Source organism: Burkholderia pyrrocinia (assembly GCF_001028665.1).
GTDB lineage: Bacteria > Pseudomonadota > Gammaproteobacteria > Burkholderiales > Burkholderiaceae > Burkholderia > Burkholderia pyrrocinia.
This window is the reverse complement of the sequence record NZ_CP011503.1, coordinates 1,136,986-1,152,735: the sequence shown is the minus strand read 5'-3', so window position 1 is coordinate 1,152,735 and position 15,750 is coordinate 1,136,986. Positions and strand designations below refer to the sequence as shown.

The 15,750-nt window shown below is 68.9% G+C and carries 17 protein-coding genes; 8 read left to right on the top strand and 9 right to left on the bottom strand.

What is annotated here, in order from left to right:
- Positions 1-175 precede the first annotated feature (175 nt).
- From fliE to ABD05_RS05335, 6 genes are all read left to right on the top strand, one after another.
- The gene (gene fliE / locus ABD05_RS05360; RefSeq protein WP_047899281.1) at positions 176-520 is read left to right on the top strand and encodes a flagellar hook-basal body complex protein FliE; all 345 of its coding nucleotides are present in this window, start codon (positions 176-178) and stop codon (positions 518-520) included.
- A 216-nt stretch (positions 521-736) separates the two neighbouring features.
- A complete protein-coding gene (gene fliS / locus ABD05_RS05355; RefSeq protein ID WP_047899280.1) occupies positions 737-1,171 on the top strand; it encodes a flagellar export chaperone FliS in 435 nt (144 codons plus the stop codon).
- On the top strand, positions 1,168-1,500 hold the full coding sequence (locus ABD05_RS05350; protein WP_047899279.1) for a flagellar protein FliT: 333 nt from the start codon (positions 1,168-1,170) through the stop codon (positions 1,498-1,500). The genes fliS and ABD05_RS05350 overlap by 4 nt, the downstream gene beginning before the upstream one ends.
- Positions 1,501-1,637: 137 nt before the next feature.
- Positions 1,638-2,981, top strand: a complete 1,344-nt coding sequence (gene fliK, locus ABD05_RS05345; protein WP_047899278.1) for a flagellar hook-length control protein FliK — start codon at positions 1,638-1,640, stop codon at positions 2,979-2,981.
- A complete protein-coding gene (locus ABD05_RS05340) occupies positions 2,978-3,295 on the top strand; it encodes an EscU/YscU/HrcU family type III secretion system export apparatus switch protein (RefSeq protein ID WP_047899277.1) in 318 nt (105 codons plus the stop codon). Before fliK ends, ABD05_RS05340 begins: the two co-directional genes overlap by 4 nt.
- Before the next feature lie 268 nt (positions 3,296-3,563).
- A complete protein-coding gene (locus tag ABD05_RS05335; protein ID WP_047899276.1) occupies positions 3,564-4,298 on the top strand; it encodes a PepSY-associated TM helix domain-containing protein in 735 nt (244 codons plus the stop codon).
- A gap of 91 nt (positions 4,299-4,389) precedes the next feature.
- On the opposite strand, the gene ABD05_RS05330 is transcribed toward ABD05_RS05335, so the two are convergent.
- From ABD05_RS05330 to ABD05_RS05290, 9 genes are all read right to left on the bottom strand, one after another.
- Positions 4,390-5,415 carry an XdhC family protein gene (locus tag ABD05_RS05330; protein ID WP_047899275.1) on the bottom strand — a complete coding sequence of 342 codons (1,026 nt, stop codon included), beginning with the start codon at positions 5,413-5,415 and terminating at the stop codon, positions 4,390-4,392.
- 285 nt (positions 5,416-5,700) lie between these two features.
- Positions 5,701-7,107, bottom strand: coding sequence for a branched-chain amino acid transporter BcaP (locus ABD05_RS05325; protein WP_047899274.1), 1,407 nt, complete (start codon positions 7,105-7,107; stop codon positions 5,701-5,703).
- 223 nt (positions 7,108-7,330) lie between these two features.
- Positions 7,331-7,987: a response regulator transcription factor RqpR gene (rqpR, locus tag ABD05_RS05320; RefSeq protein WP_047899273.1), complete on the bottom strand. Its 657-nt coding sequence runs from the start codon at positions 7,985-7,987 to the stop codon at positions 7,331-7,333.
- Positions 7,988-7,994: 7 nt separating this feature from the next.
- Positions 7,995-8,810: a quorum system sensor histidine kinase RqpS gene (gene rqpS, locus ABD05_RS05315; protein WP_047899272.1), complete on the bottom strand. Its 816-nt coding sequence runs from the start codon at positions 8,808-8,810 to the stop codon at positions 7,995-7,997.
- Between the two features lie 416 nt (positions 8,811-9,226).
- Positions 9,227-9,997 (bottom strand): ferredoxin--NADP reductase, encoded by a 771-nt coding sequence (locus ABD05_RS05310; RefSeq protein WP_047899271.1) that lies wholly within the window; start codon positions 9,995-9,997, stop codon positions 9,227-9,229.
- A gap of 228 nt (positions 9,998-10,225) precedes the next feature.
- A complete protein-coding gene (locus tag ABD05_RS05305) occupies positions 10,226-10,873 on the bottom strand; it encodes a LysE family translocator (protein WP_047899270.1) in 648 nt (215 codons plus the stop codon).
- A 109-nt stretch (positions 10,874-10,982) separates the two neighbouring features.
- Positions 10,983-11,798, bottom strand: coding sequence for an endonuclease/exonuclease/phosphatase family protein (locus ABD05_RS05300; protein WP_047899269.1), 816 nt, complete (start codon positions 11,796-11,798; stop codon positions 10,983-10,985).
- A gap of 5 nt (positions 11,799-11,803) precedes the next feature.
- Positions 11,804-12,292 carry a hypothetical protein gene (locus ABD05_RS05295; RefSeq protein ID WP_047899268.1) on the bottom strand — a complete coding sequence of 163 codons (489 nt, stop codon included), beginning with the start codon at positions 12,290-12,292 and terminating at the stop codon, positions 11,804-11,806.
- A gap of 146 nt (positions 12,293-12,438) precedes the next feature.
- Entirely contained in the window at positions 12,439-13,158 is a 720-nt protein-coding gene (locus ABD05_RS05290; RefSeq protein ID WP_047901087.1) for a nitroreductase, read from the bottom strand.
- A 229-nt stretch (positions 13,159-13,387) separates the two neighbouring features.
- On the opposite strand from ABD05_RS05290, the gene ABD05_RS05285 reads away from it, so the two are divergent.
- Both ABD05_RS05285 and ABD05_RS05280 read left to right on the top strand, forming a co-directional pair.
- A complete protein-coding gene (locus tag ABD05_RS05285) occupies positions 13,388-14,368 on the top strand; it encodes an AAA family ATPase (RefSeq protein ID WP_047899267.1) in 981 nt (326 codons plus the stop codon).
- Positions 14,369-14,513: 145 nt separating this feature from the next.
- Positions 14,514-15,623 (top strand): NAD(P)/FAD-dependent oxidoreductase, encoded by a 1,110-nt coding sequence (locus ABD05_RS05280; protein ID WP_047899266.1) that lies wholly within the window; start codon positions 14,514-14,516, stop codon positions 15,621-15,623.
- Positions 15,624-15,750: the final 127 nt, after the last annotated feature.

The window sequence follows — 15,750 nt, the reverse complement described above, 5'->3', positions numbered from 1 at the left end:
GTGATCCGGGCCGGACTCCGATCGACCGAAAAGAGCGGGGTTTCCCCCGTACTTTCTCGGCTTTGCCGCGCGGCGCGCTGCTATCCTTTTTCGCGATCCGGCATGGTGCGCGTGGTGCGGCGCCGGCGGAAACGCCCGGTGCGTCCGGGTCTCTTCTCTTATGTCTGGGGACAGCATGACTGCGAACGTCAGCGGAATCGGTTCGGTGTTGCAACAGATGCAGTCGATGGCCGCGCAGGCGTCGGGCGGCGTCGCGAGCCCGACGGCGGCGCTTGCCGGCTCGGGCGCGGCGACGGCCGGCACGTTCGCGAGCGCGATGAAGGCGTCGCTCGACAAGATCAGCGGCGACCAGCAGCACGCGCTCGGCCAGGCGCAGGCGTTCGAGGTCGGCGCGCCGAACGTGTCGCTGAACGACGTGATGGTCGACATGCAGAAAGCCAACATCGGCTTCCAGTTCGGGCTTCAGGTCCGCAACAAGCTAGTGAGCGCTTACAACGACATCATGCAGATGTCGGTGTGACAGGACGGCTATCCGGGCGACGGCGACCCAGGGCCGGCCAACCGGGCTTGCCAACCGGGCTTGCCAACCGGGGCCGGCGGGCCGGTTTCCCGCTCCCGCCGGCGGCCCCGCGCGCCTAAAGCTTTTCAAATCCCTTCCGATAACTCCGGAGAAGGCCGCGTCGTGCGATGCACGGCGGCGGCTCCCGTATAGCCAAGGCATCACAAGGAGAAGCGCATGTTTTCCCCAGGACACGCTGGAGCCAGTGCCTACGCGCGTGTCGGCGTCGAGACGGGGGTGATGGGCGCGTCCCCGCACCGGCTGATCGCGATGCTGTACCAGGGCGCGCGGCAGGCGATCGCACTGGCGCGCATGCACCTGCAGCAGGGCAACGTGTCCGCACGCGGCGAAGCGATCGGCAAGGCGATCCGGATCGTCGAGAGCGGCCTGCAGGCGTCGCTGAACCGCGACGCGGGCGGCGAGATCGCGGGCCGGCTCGACGCGCTGTATGCGTATATCGGCCGGCGCCTGCTGGAAGCGAACGCGCAGGCGAGCGACGCGATGCTGGTCGAGATCGACGGGCTGCTCGCCACGCTCGAGGAAGCATGGACGGGCATCGCCCCGGAAGTCGCGCGGATGGCCGCGCAACAGGCAGTGGAAGCAGCACGATGAATCTCAAGGCCGAATACTTCGCGCGTTACGAGGCGCTCGCCGCCGTGTCGGGCCGGATGCTGTGCGCCGCGCGCAGCGCCGACTGGAGCGCGTTGCCGGGGTTGCAGGCCGAATTCATGCAGCTCGTCGACGGGCTGAAGGAAGCCGATCCGGGCGTTGCGCTCGACGAATCGGATCTCGGCCGCAAGCTCGACCTGATTCGCCGCATCCTGGCCGACGACGCCGCGATCCGCGATCTCGCGAGCCCGGATGTCGCGCGGCTGTCCGCGCTGTTCGAGGCGCGGCGCTCGACCCAGGTATTGACCGATCTCTACCGCGCGCGCGGGTAGGGCCCGTTTTCCGGGGAGACGGGCGCGGGGCGCCCGTGCCCGTTGCCGCACGTGGCACGCGCGCTGTTCCCGTGGGCCGCACCGGCGTGCTGCTCCCGGATTCGCAACGATGTCGCTGAGGTGAGCAGGCTCCGATCATGACCGGTATCGACCCCGTTGCGGCCGCGCTGCTGGCGAGCCGCCTCGACAGCCTGCTGACCGGCACCGTATCGGCGCCCGCCGGCGGCGGCGCGACCGCGCAGGTCGGCACGCCGGGCGTCGGCGTGTCTTCCCCGCCTCCGGCCGGCAGCCAGCCCGCCGCGCCGCAAGCCTCCACGCAGACCGCGCTGTCCGACGTCGGGCGCGTGCTCGACGCGATCTCGCGCGCGGGCGGCGACGCGACGCCCGCGATCGCCGGGCGTGCGCCGCTGCTGGCCGATCCCGCCGTGCTGCTGACCGATCCGGCCGTGCCGGCGCGTGCGCCGGCCGCGTCCGATCCGGCGGCGTCTTCCGCGCCTTCTTCCGCTGCAGCTTCGTCCGCAGCGGCGGCGCGCGAAACGACCGCGCTGCCGCCGGTCACGGCGTTGCGCGCAGCGCTCGCGCAGGCCGTGAGCGAGAGCGGTCTCTTCTATGAATCCCATCTGGCGCAGTGGCTGGCCGGCCAGCGTCCGCTCGCGGCGCTGATGCGCGAGCCGCAGGCGCGCCTGACGGCTGCGCTCGCGCCGGCCGACCCGGATGCCGCGCAGCACGACTCGACCGACGTGCTCGACGAACTGCTCGCGCCGCGCACGCCGCTGCCGGCGACCACGCGGGCGACCGCGCAAGCGGGCCTGCCGGCCCAAGGCGGCGCACCCGCTCGCGACCCCGCGCAGACGTTGCCGGCGGCCGCCCGGCAGGGCGCGTCGTTGCCGCCCGACACCGCCGATCCGCTCGGCGCGCACGCCGACCCGCGCTGGACGCCCGCGCGTGCCGAGCTGGCCGCCGCGTCGTCCGATCCGCAGGCGCAGACGCTTGCTCCCGTGCACCCGGCCGCCGTGCCGCTCGTCAGGCAGCAGCTCGACGCGCTTGCGACCGACCAGTTTCGCTGGACCGGCGAGGCGTGGCCCGGCGCACGGCTCGACTGGACGATCGAACCCGACGATCCGGGCAGCCGCGCGCCGCGCGGCGGTGGCGATGACGCGGGCGACGGCATCGCATGGCGCACGCGCCTGACGCTGACGTTGCCGTCGCTCGGCACGGTCGACGCGGAGCTGGTGCTGAACGGCGCGCAACTCGTCGCGCGGCTGCGTGCGAACCAGACGGGCGCCGACCGCCTCACGCGGCACGAAGCCGCGCTGCGGCAGCGGCTCGAGGGATCGGGGCTGCGGGTGGGCGGACTGTCGATCCGCGCGGTCGACGACGGGCCGGACGGCTTCGACCTGTTTGCCGCGCAGGCCGCCGCCGCCGCGTATGCGCGCGGTGCGGCGGGTATGCCGGGCGCCGACGACGAGGTGCCGCAATGAGCATGACGTCCCGCAAGCGTGCGGCCGCGCTCGTCTACGACCCGAAAGGCGGCGATGCGGCGCCGCGCGTGGTCGCGAAGGGCTACGGCGTGCTCGCCGAGATGATCGTCGCGCGCGCGCACGATGCGGGGCTGTACGTGCATACGGCGCCGGAGATGGTGTCGCTGCTGATGCAGGTCGACCTCGACGACCGGATTCCACCGCAGCTCTACCAGGCCGTCGCGGATCTGCTCGCATGGCTGTACGCGCTCGATCGCACCGAGCCCGCGCCGGACGGCGCCGCGCCGCGTTTTCCGCTGCCGCCGCTGCGCTGAACGGCGCGCCGCCGCGCCGCTTCTTACGAAATGCTGTCCCGGTCTTGCGGGATTATTCGGCCGGCATTTGTCGTCCATTTGTCGATATTCCGGCGCAACGTGTCTGCATCGTCCGCGTTCCTTGGTTCGTCGAGCCCGCCGCTGCGTAGCCGGACCGATTGAGCCGGAATTCGATTTATGTAATGATATCCATTCTCATTTTCATGTTGCCGGGCGGCGCGCGATCTCTGCGCGCCGCCCGTTGTTTTGAACGAATGGAACCTTCCGCGTGAACGCGCCCGAAACGATCGACCCTCCCAAAACGGGTATGCCGCGCGCGGGCGTCACCGTGCTGCATCCGGCGGCCCGCCCGCTGACCGACGACGAACTGGCCGCGCGCCGCCAGCGCTCGCGCCGCGCGACCTTCATCAAGTGGCTGCGCAAGGTGCACGGTTGGGTCGGGCTGTGGGGGGCGGTGCTCGGGCTGCTGTTCGGCGTGACGGGCGTGCTGCTGAACCATCGCGCGCCGCCGCTGAAGATTCCGACCGGCGAGCCGCAGGTCGAGCAGATGCAGATCGCGCTGCCCGATCCGGTGCCGAAGACGCCCGCCGCGATGACGAAATGGCTGCAGCACGAACTGCACTTCGACGGCCGGCCCGGCCGCATCCGCAAGGATCCCGCGCAGGCCGTCGCATGGGGCGACCAGCGCGTGATGCAGCCCGAGCACTGGCAGTTCGGCCTGTTCGGCCCGCACCAGAACCTGCAGGCCGAATACTGGGTCGGCAACGGCTATGTGTCGGTGAAGCGCACGGACAACACGTTCCTGACGACGCTGAACAACCTGCATCGCGGCGTCGGGATGAACCTCGGCTGGGTGCTGCTGATGGATACGATCGCGGGCTCGCTGATCCTGCTGTCGCTGACGGGCGTGCTGCTGTGGACCGAGCTGAACAAGCGCCGCACGGTCGGCGTCGTGCTGGTGGTCGGTTCGGTTGCCGCGGCGCTTGCCGCCGGCCTGACCTGAGCGACGATCGCGCCGGCCTGACGCCGGCGCGAACCGATTCGTTCGCTTCCGGCGCGCATCCGGCGCGGCCGAGGCGGTTGGCCGGTGCGGCTCAGAGGCCGCAGGCCGCGCCGCTGTTCGCCGCGATTTCTCGCGCGGCCTTTGCGCCCTCGACCTGCAGGATCGTCGGCAGCGACACGTTATTCTTCGCGGCGGTGATCTCGGCCAGGATCGAGATCGCGATTTCCGGCGGCGTCCGGCTGCCGATGTAGATGCCGGCCGGCCCGTGCAGCCGGCCCAGTTCGGCTTCGTTCAGGTCGAACTCGCGCAGCCGCTCGCGCCGCGCCGCGTTGTTGCGCCGCGAGCCGAGCGCGCCGACGTAGAACGCGGGTGTCTTCAGCGCTTCCATCAGCGCGAGATCGTCGAGCTTCGGATCGTGCGTGAGCGCAATCACGGCCGAACGCGCATCGAGCTTCATGTCGAGCACCGTATCGTCGGGCATCGTGCGCACGACGCGCGTGCCCGGCACGTCCCACGCATCCGTGTATTCCTCGCGCGGATCGCACACCGTCACCTGGTAGTCGAGCCCGGCCGCGATCTGGCACAGATAGCGCGACAACTGGCCGGCGCCGATCACGAGCATCCGGTAGCGCGGCCCGTGGATCGTCACGAGCCGCTCGCCGTCGAACGCGAGTCCGTCGGCCGCCTGTGCGGGCGACAGCGACGCGCGGCCGGTCGCGAGCGTCATCGTGCGCGTGACGAGGCGGCCGGCCTCGACTTCCGCGCACAGCGCGGCAATTCCGCTGTCACGCGTGAGCGGCTCAAGCACGAGCTGGATCGTGCCGCCGCACGGCAGCCCGAAGCGGTGCGCTTCCTCGGCCGTCACGCCGTACTTGAGCGCTTCCGGGCGCGCATCGGCCGCGATCCCGCTCGCGTGCACGCGGGCGATCAGGTCGTCCTCGATGCAGCCGCCCGACACGGAGCCGACCACGAGCCCGTCCTCGCGCACCGCGAGCATCGCGCCTTCGGGGCGCGGCGACGAGCCCCACGTCTTCACGACCGTCACGAGCAGCACGCGGCGGCCTTCTTCGATCCAGCGCGCGCTGGATTTCAGTACATCGAGATCGACGCTTTCCATCATCTTTTTCCTGTTGCCGGACGGCCCGCCGGTCCGGGCCGTCGTTCGATGGCGGGATTATGAACCGCCCGGCGCGCGTGTGCAGGCAGCGTGCAATTCGTGCGGGCAAATCCGGACGATCAGGCAAGATTTCGCGACGATCGGACACGATCGCGCGGGGGAACGGCGCTGCGGCGCGTGGCCGGCGGCGGGTTCGGCAGGGGAAGGGGTGTGCCGCGCGAGGCCGGCAACGGCCCGGCGCGGCGTCGAACCGCTGCGCGCGGCGTGCGCGCGCAGCGGCGGAGGTCAGTGCGCGTCGTGGTGACCGTGCGCGAGCTTCGAGTGGTGGCGCGAGTACAGGAAGTAGATCACGAGGCCGATCACGAGCCAGATGCCGAACGCGGCCCACGTGACGGGCTGCAGGTTCAGCATCAGGAACAGGCACGACGCGACCGCGAGGATCGGCACCACGGGCACGCCCGGGCAGCGGAACGCGCGCGGCAGGTCCGGGTGCGTGCGGCGCAGCACGAGCACCGCGATCGACACCATCGAGAACGCGGCGAGCGTGCCGATGTTGATCAGTTCGGCGAGCACGTTGAGCGGCACGAGCGCGGCGATCAGGCCGAAGAACAGGCCGACGAGCCAGGTCGTCAGGAACGGCGTCGCGTAGCGCGGATGCACGCGCGACAGCGTCGCCGGCAGCAGGCCGTCGCGCGACATCGCGAAGACGATGCGGGTCTGGCCGTAGCTCATCACGAGGATCACGGTCAGCATGCCGAGCACGGCGCCGAGGTCGATGAAGCCCGCGACCCAGTTCTCGCCGGCGGCCTGCAGCGCGTACGAGATCGGGTGCGAGATGTTCGCGTACTGCGCCGACGGCACGATGCCGGTCGCGACCGCGGCGACCGTCACGTACAGCACCGCGCACACCGCGAGCGACGCGATGATGCCGATCGGCAGGTCGCGTTTCGGATTCTTCACTTCCTCGGCCGCCGACGACACCGCGTCGAAGCCGATGAACGCGAAGAACATCACGGCCGCCGCGCCGAACACGCCGTTCCAGCCGTGCGGCATGAACGGCTTCCAGTTCGCGGGCGTCACGTGGAACACGCCGACCGCGATCACGAGCAGCACGACCGACACCTTGATGAACACCATGATGTTGTTGATGCGGGTCGATTCGCGGATGCCGATCGACAGCAGCGTCGTGATCACGAGCATCACGAGGAACGCGGGCAGGTTGAACCACGTGACCACGCCGGGCACCGCGCCGGGCGCGGCCGTCAGCACGGTCGGCAGCGACAGCCCGAAGCCCTGCAGCAGCGACTGCAGGTAGCCCGACCAGCCGACCGACACGGCCGATGCCGCGAGGCCGTACTCGAGCATCAGGTCCCAGCCGATGATCCATGCGACCAGCTCGCCGAGCGTCGCATACGAATACGTGTAGATCGAGCCGGCGACGGGGATCGTCGACGCGAATTCCGCGTACGACAGCGCCGCGAGGCCGCATGCGATCGCGGCGATCACGAACGACAGCATCAGTGCGGGGCCGGCCTGCACGGCGCCGGTGCCGGTCAGCACGAAGATGCCGGTGCCGATGATCGCGCCGATGCCGAGGAAGGTGAGGTCGATCGCGCCGAGCGCTTTCTTGAGTCCGGCGGCGTGCGCGCCGGCGATCATGCGATCGACGTTTTTCTTGCGGAAGAGAGACATTGCGGATGAATGGCCAGCGCGCGCGAGCGCGGCGGCGCTGACTGAGTGAAAACCCGTAATTTTAGCCGATTTGGCGAACAAGACCCGCTGCGGCGCAGCGGCGTGCCGTGGAATCGTCCGGTAAAACAAGCGCTTGCGCGCGAAACGGGGAGCTGTTGAAGGCGACGCGGCGTGCCGCGTCGTTGGATCGGACGAATCCGATGTGTCGGGGGGATCGGACGAATCAGGCGCCGGCCGCGGGCGCCATGTCGACGAGCCGGTTGCTCATCACGTAGAACGTGAGTTCCGCGTTGTTCGACAGCCGCATCTTCTCGAGCAGCCGTGACCGGTACACGCTCACCGTCTTCACGGACAGCGACAGCGTGTTCGCGATGTCGGTGAGCCGCTTGCCCGATGCGAGCATGCAGAGCGTCTGGTATTCGCGGTCGGACAGCTTCTCGTGCGGCAGCGGCTCGTTCTCGAACGACACGTATTCGGCGAGCGCCTCGGCCATCGCGGGGCTCACGTACTTGCGGCCGGCCGCGACCTGCTGGATCGCGCCGATCATCTGCGCGGCGTTGACCGTCTTCGACAGGTAGCCGGCGGCGCCGGCCTTCAGCGCACGCACCGCGTACTGGTCCTCGCGGTACATCGAGAACATCAGCACCGGCGTGCGCGACAGCTTGCGCTTGAGGCGCTTGAGCACCTCGATGCCGTTCGTGTCCGGCAGCGAGATGTCGAGCAGGATCACGTCGAATTCCTGTTTGTCGACGGCAGCCATCGCGTCGCCGCCGGTCTCGGCCTCGGTCACGTCGCGCGCGATGCCGCGATCGATCAGCAACTGGCGGATCCCTTGCCGGACGATTGCGTGATCGTCCACGAGCAGGATGTTCAGGCTCATGCCGACCTCACGAAAGCGACGCGCGGCGTGCCGCGACGGGCACCGCGAGCAGCGAATCCCACGCGAAGCGCGCGGTGACGCGCGTGCCGTGGCCGGTTTCCGGCGTGGCCGTCTCGAAGCTGCCGCCGAACGCTTCGCAGCGGGCGCGCATGCCGGCGAGGCCGTAGCCGGTGCGGCGGCGTCGGGCGAAACCGGTCCCATCGTCGGAGACACTCAGCGACAGATGCGTGCCGTCGGTGACGATCCGCACGTCGACCGACGCCGCGCGTGCGTGTTTCGCGACGTTCGACAGCGCTTCCTGCGCGACGCGGAACACCGCGAGCGCGCTGGCGCCGGCGATCTGCGTCAGGCGCGCGTCGGCCGCGCACACGAAGCTGGTGCGCAGGCCCGTGCGCGTCGCATGACTGTCGACCCACGACGACAGCGCGCCGACCACGCCCGCGTCGAGCGCCGGCGTGTCGCGTTCGTCGATCAGCCGGCGATTCGCGTCGGTTGCGGCGTCGAGCGCCTGCTGGGCAAGCTCCAGCGCGCGCAGGCAGCCGTCCGGCGCATCGGCCGGCAGCCACGTTTGAACGTTTGCGAGCGCGAAACGCGCGGCGGTGAGTTCGGCGCCGAGCCCGTCGTGCAGCTCGCCGGCCAGATGGCGGCGGGCGGCTTCGTCGGCGGCAAGCAGTTGGGCGGACAGCGCCGCGATGCGCGCGGCGCAGGCATCGCGTGTCGGCGCGGCTTCGGCAATGGGCGGAGTAGCGGCGCAGCCATGCACGAGCTGCGGCGACGGGAACGGGGCGTGGGCGCCCGGGGGCGCGTTAAGCGACGTATCCATGACTCTCCCTGCTGTCAGAAAGCGGTTCAGACACCGGCTGGCTGCGTGGAACGGCTGCCGTTTCGATGACGGTCGCCGCCAGTGAATCGCCCCATGCCGAGGTAACAAAAGTTACGTTTTGTAACACTTGCATCCGACCCTTCACACGTATCCGAGCGGCAACCACGCGCGCCGAATAATATCTCAAAAATTCCGTAAAAGTCATGTCAGACGGACATTTAAGGGTAAATGTGAATAATCGGGATGAAGCTGTTGTAGGAAAAACACTGACACCCGAGCACCGGGCGATGACGTATCGAAATGTAACTATTTGAGATGAGATGGTCCCAGTTTGTTACGAATTCGCCAAGTGGGGACGAAAAAAAAACCGGAGCGAAAGCTCCGGTTTTTGATGCGGCGCAAATTCCGGGGACGGATCAGTCGACGAACGCGCGTTCGATCACGTAGTGGCCCGGCGCGCTGTTCTTGCCTTCGACGAGGCCAGCCTGCTTCAGCAGGTCGGTCGTGTCCTTCAGCATCGCGGTGCTGCCGCACAGCATCACGCGGTCGTGTTCCGGCGAGAACGGCGGAACGTCGAGATCCGTGAACAGCTTGCCCGTCGCGATCAGGTCGGTGATCCGGCCTTCGTTGTCGAACGCTTCGCGCGTGACCGTCGGGTAGTAGACGAGCTTTTCCTTGATGATGTCGCCCAGGTACTCGTGGCCCGGCAGGTCGTGCTTGATGTAGTCCATGTACGCGAGCTCGCCCTTCAGGCGGCACGTGTGCGTGAGGATCACCTTGTCGAAGCGGTCGTAGATGTCCGGATCGCGGATGATCGACATGAACGGCGCCAGGCCCGTGCCCGTCGACAGCATCCACAGCGTCTTGCCCGGCAGCAGGTTGTCGGCGACCAGCGTGCCCGTCGGCTTCTTGCCGATCAGCACGGTATCGCCCACCTTCAGGTGTTGCAGGCGCGACGTCAGCGGGCCGTTCTGCACCTTGATGCTGAAGAATTCGAGGTGCTCTTCGTAGTTCGGGCTGACGATCGAGTAGGCGCGCGCGAGCGGCTTGCCGTCGACCTCGAGGCCGACCATCGTGAATTCGCCGTTGTTGAAGCGCAGGCTCGCCTCACGGCTGCAGGTGAAGCTGAAAAGCGTGTCGGTCCAGTGGTGGACGGATTGGACGGTGGCGGTGTCGTATTTGCTCATGGCTTTGAAAACGGACGCGCGTAGCGAACGCGTGTAACGGGCCCAAAAATGGGCAAAAAAAACCGAGTGCGACGGCCCGATCGCGGATCGGCCGGCCGGCGCGTCGGACACGCGCCTTCTCGATGACAGACGATTGACGAACTCGTTATTTTACCCTGTTGGCGCTGATCGCGGGCTTGACCCCCGCGGTTGCGCGGATTTGGCGCAACGAATTATTTCAATCTGCTTTCATCGGTCGGCCGCGAGTTTCGCGCCGAGGCCGACGAGCGCGACGCCGCACAGCGCGTCGAGCGGGCGCCGCACGCGCCGGTAGCCGCGCTGCGCGCGCGGGCTCGCGAACAGGTACGCGACGCACGAATACCAGCCGGCCGACAGCACGCCGATCGTCACCAGCACCGCGCCGTTGAACCACAGCGGCACATGCGCGGGCAGCATCGCCGCGAATACGCTGGTCCAGAACGCGCACGATTTCGGGTTCGTCAGGCAGGTGAACAGGCCGCCGCGATAGGCGCGCAGGTAGTCGCGCGCGTGCGGCGCGGCCAGCGGCGCGCGTTCGTCCGGTGCGTCGGCCGGCGCCGCGTCGCGGCGCACGCCCGAGCGCAGCAGCTTGAAGCCGAAATACACGAGATAGACGGCGCCGCCGATCCGGATCGCCTCGTACAGCCATTCGACCTGGTGCAGCACGGCGGCGAGGCCGAGCATCGCGAGCGTTGCCCACGCGACCGACGCGGTGCCGACGCCGAGCGCCGACGCGGCGCCGAGGCTGCGCCGCCCCGCGAGCGACAGTTGCGAAATCATGAAGAAATTCGGGCCGGGCGTGATCGCCGCGACGAGATAGACGACGGCGATTTGCAGCAGGATCGGCAGGTAGGACATGGCGGCGCGGGCCTCGGACGGCTCGGTGGCGGGATGGGCAAGCCGTTAATGTAGCGTGCGCCGCGCGGCCGCGCTTGCGGCGGATCGCGATCGCGCCGTTATTGCGCGGTTATTGCGGATCGAGGCGCAGGCGCGCGATGTACGGCAGGTGGTCCGACAGCCACGCGGCCTCGCCGGACGGCGCGCGCCATTCGAGCGGCGTCAGGCCGCGCACGAACATCTTGTCGAGCGCCAGCGCCGGCGAGAACGCAGGGAACGTGCGGCCCGATTCGCCGAGCAGCGTCGCGACCTCGGACATCCCGATCTCGCCGAACAGCGCGACCGAATCGTTGCGCCAGTCGTTGAAGTCGCCGGCGAGCATCAGCGGGCCGTCGCCCGCATTGCGCACGATCCAGTGCGCGATCCAGTGCATCTGGCGCAGCCGCGCGGCGCGCGTGAGCGCGAGGTGTGCGCACAGCAGCGTGACCGGGCGCGCGCCGGCGAGCGTCGCGCGTGCGACGAGCAGCCCGCGCCGCTCGAAACGGTGCGCGGAGATGTCCCAGCGGCCGCCGAGGTCGAGCGGATGCGGCGACAGGATCGCGTTGCCGTGCCGCCACGACGGCTTGAACACGTTCGGCCCGAGCGCGATCTGCCAGTCGAGCGCATGCGCGATCTCGGTGGCCTGGCAGTGCCACACGTCGTCGACCGCGTCGTCCATCTGCGCGCCGAAGCCGGGGGCGAGCATCGGGCGCGGCATGCGGCGCGCCATCGCTTCCTGCAGGAAATACACGTCGGCGTGCGTCGACTGCATCCAGTTGCGCATCGCGTTCCACGCGGTGAAGCCGAGCGGCGAGCGGCCCTTGTGCAGGTTCCAGCTGACCGCGGTGATTTCGTCGGGGGCGGCGTGCGGTTCGGCGAACGGCAGGGACAGGGCGTCGGCGGACATGACGCTCAGTCCTTCGCGACGTGCGCACGCACGCGGTACACGAGATGCGGACGCTGCTCGACGAGCGTCCAGTCGGTCCATGCGTCGCTGCCGACCGACAGGCCGGGGTGGCTTGCGACGATCTGCCGCGGCGATGCGGGCACGCACGGATCGCTGCGCGTCGCGTTTTCGTCGTCGAGCGTTTCCTGCACGTCGAGCGCGAGCGACACCGTGTTCGCGCTGGCGTCGACGGTGAGCGGCGCGACCGTCACCGAGCGCGAGCGCTCGGTCGGCACGACGCGCGCGGCGTTGCCGCAGCCGACCGGCACGGCGGAAGGATAGCGATGGGTATCGGTGCGGGTCTGACCCACGGTGGTGCGCTGCTGGAACGTGTCGATCGTCTGACCGTCGCGCACCACCTGGATCTCCCATGCGACGGAGGCCGGTGCGGGGCTCTGCGCATGGGCGGCGAGCGCGACGCTCGCAAGCAGGACGGCCAGGCCGTGTTTCAGCATGAAACGTCTCCGGAAACGCGGGATAGCGGGGAACGGACGCACATCTTACGCCCGATCGATTTCGATCGTGATGTGACAGGACGCGCCGCGACCGGTTCGCCGCACGATGCGGTCCTGTCCGAAAGGTAGGTGCGCGTCATGCGTTTTCAAGCGAAAAAGCGCGCGAATTCGGCGACGGGCGCGCGTTCGGTGACGAGGCGGTTCTCGATCGCGTCGGGGTCCGCATGGCCGAGCGACATGCCGCAGACGAATTGCTCGTTGGCGGGAATGCCGAGGTGTTCGGCGACGATCCGGTGAAACGGCACGAACGCGGCCTGCGGGCACGTATCGAGCCCGTGCGCGCGCGCGGCCGTCATCACGCCTTGCAGGAACATCCCGCAATCGAGCCACGCACCGTACGTCATCACGCGGTCGAGCGTGAAGAACAACGCAACGGGCGCATCGAAGAAACGGAAGTTGCGCGCGTGCTGCGCGTGCATGCGCGCCTTCTCGTCGCGGCCGATGTCCAACAACCCGTACAGGTCCCAGCCGACCTTGCGGCGCCGGTCGAGATACGGCGATACCCATTCGCGCGGGTAGTAGTCGTACTCGGCCACATATTTCTCGTCGCGCGCGGGATCGTCGTGGGCCGCGGTGAGCGCGGCGGCGAGCGCATCGCGCGTGGCGCCCGTCGCGACGTACACGCGCCACGGCTGGATGTTGGTGCCCGACGGCGCGCGGCTCGCGGCTTCGAGGATCGCCTCGAGCGTGTCGCGCGGCACGGGTGTCGGCAGGAACGCGCGGATCGCGCGGCGCGACGTGAGCGCCGTGTCGACGGCGCCGATCGCATCGGCGTCGACGCGCGGGGAAGCAGTGGGGACGGACATCGGCATACCTTCGGGACGGGGCGCGACGCGCCGCGCGGGCGCCGTCGGCGAAGCCTTGGGGCGGGTGGGTGAACCGACGATCATACGCCGCGCCGCGCAGCCGTGCAGCGCACGCCGGGTGTTAGCAGCAGACTCGCACGGCTGCTTGCTTGCGTGCGGATACGGGCCCGCTACACTGAAATCGTAAGGGTCTGATGGTTGTGCGACAGCAAGCGGCAGCGAGGTTGGTATGACGACGGCGATGGTGAAACAGGAACTGGCGGTGGCGTCCTTCAGCACGGTGTACGACCTCGAGCAGGTCGAGACGGCGCTGAGCGACCTGAACGAGAGCGCGAGCGATGCATTGCGCGCCACCTACGAAAAGATGCTCAAGACGGGGAATCTGCGCTTTTGCGTGAAGCCGAACCGGATGCCGTCGTTCGACGCGCTCGGCGACGCGCTGCCCAATTTCGTCGAACCGCTCGACGACGTGCGCAAGCAGGTCGCGCTGTGTCTCGAAACGGACGACCGGCTCGAACTGATGCCGATCCTGCTGCTCGGGCCGCCCGGCATCGGCAAGACGCATTTCGCGAAGGCGCTCGCGCAACTGCTCGGCACCGCGTACCACTACGTGCCGATGAGTTCGCTGACGGCCGGCTGGATCCTGTCGGGCGCGTCGTCGCAATGGAAGAACGCGAAGCCCGGCAAGGTGTTCGATGCGCTCGTGAACGGCAGCTACGCGAACCCGGTGATCGCGGTCGACGAGATCGACAAGGCCGGCAGCGATGCGCAATACGATCCGCTCGGCGCGCTGTATGCGTTGCTCGAGCACGACACCGCGCGCGCGTTCATCGACGAATTCGCCGAAGTGCCGATCGATGCGGGCAACGTGATCTGGGTCGCGACCGCAAACGACGCGCAGGCGATTCCGGAGCCGCTGCTCAACCGGATGAACGTGTACGAGATCGCGCCGCCCGATGCGGCCGGCGCGCGCCGGATCGCTCAGACGATCTACGACGAGATCCGCACGTCGCACGCGTGGGGGCGGCGCTTCCCCGAAACGCTCGGCGACGACGCGCTCGACGTGCTGGCCGCGACGTCGCCGCGCACGATGCGCCGCGCGCTGCTGCACGCATTCGGCGCCGCGCGGCTCGGCGGCCGCGACGCGATCGGGCCGCACGACATCCGCGCGGACGAGGGGGCGGCGAAGCGCAGGCCGATCGGCTTCTGAACCGGCGGCGCGCACGGCGGCGGCGTGCGCACGCTGCGTCGTGCGCCGTGTCGTCGCGACGCAATGCAGATGCGTTCGGCAAGCGGATGAACCGGGACGTACAATTCTGTTCTCTCCCCTCGACGCGCTAGCGGCGCGAAAAGTCATGGAGCAGATGGATTGTGTAGTGATCGGCGCGGGCGTCGTCGGCCTTGCGATTGCACGCGAACTGGCTGCGCGCGGGCGGGACACGCTCGTGCTCGAGGCCACCGATGCGATCGGCATGGGCACGAGCTCGCGCAACAGCGAAGTGATCCACGCGGGGCTCTACTATCCGCGCGGTTCGCTGAAGGCGATGTCGTGCGTGCGCGGCCGCGATCTGCTGTACGAATTCTGCGACACCCATCACGTGCCGCACCGGCGCACGGGCAAGCTGCTCGTCGCGACGAGTGTCACGCAGGTGAAACAGTTGAAGGCGATCGCCGCGCGCGCGGCCGAAAACGGCGTGCTCGACCTGCTGCCGCTCACGCGCGTCGAGGCGCAGACGCTCGAACCCGCGCTCGAATGCGTGGAAGCGCTGTTCTCGCCGTCCACCGGCATCGTCGACAGCCACCAGTTGATGCTTGCGCTGCTGGGCGATGCGGAACGCGACGGCGCGGTGTGCGCGCTGAAATCCCCGGTCGAGTCGATCGACGTGCTGCGCGGCGGGCGCTTCGTCGTGCGCACGGGCGGCGACACGCCGACCGAGATCGAGGCCGCCTGCGTGATCAACAGTGCGGGCCTCGGTGCGCAAGCGCTGGCGCGCCGCACGCGCGGCCTCGACCCGCGCTGGGTGCCGCCGCTCTATCTCGCGCGCGGCAATTATTTCAGCCTGTCGGGTCGCGTGCCGTTCTCGCATCTCGTCTACCCGATGCCCGACCGCGCGGGGCTCGGCGTGCACCTGACGCTCGATCTCGCCGGGCAGGCGCGCTTCGGCCCGGACGTCGAATGGTGCGATTCGCTGCGCTACGAAGTCGATCCGGCGCGCGCGGGCGCGTTCTACGCGTCGATCCGCGCGTACTGGCCGGATCTGCCCGACGACGCGCTGCAGCCTGCGTACGCGGGCATTCGGCCAAAGCTCGCGGGGCCCGGCGAGCCGCCGGCCGACTTCATCGTGCAGGGTGCCGCGCAGCATGGCGTGCGCGGGCTCGTGAACCTGTTCGGCATCGAATCGCCGGGGCTCACCGCGTCGCTCGCGCTCGCGCAGCGGGTCGGCGAGATGACTGCTTACGGCTGACGCACCGGTGCGTGTCGCGCCGTGTGGAATTCCTTATCTCCGGCATTTCGGCGCGCACATTTATTCGCTTGGCGGTTATTCTGTCGAACGGCTGTCGCCAGAACAGCTTTCATATCGATAACGTTGG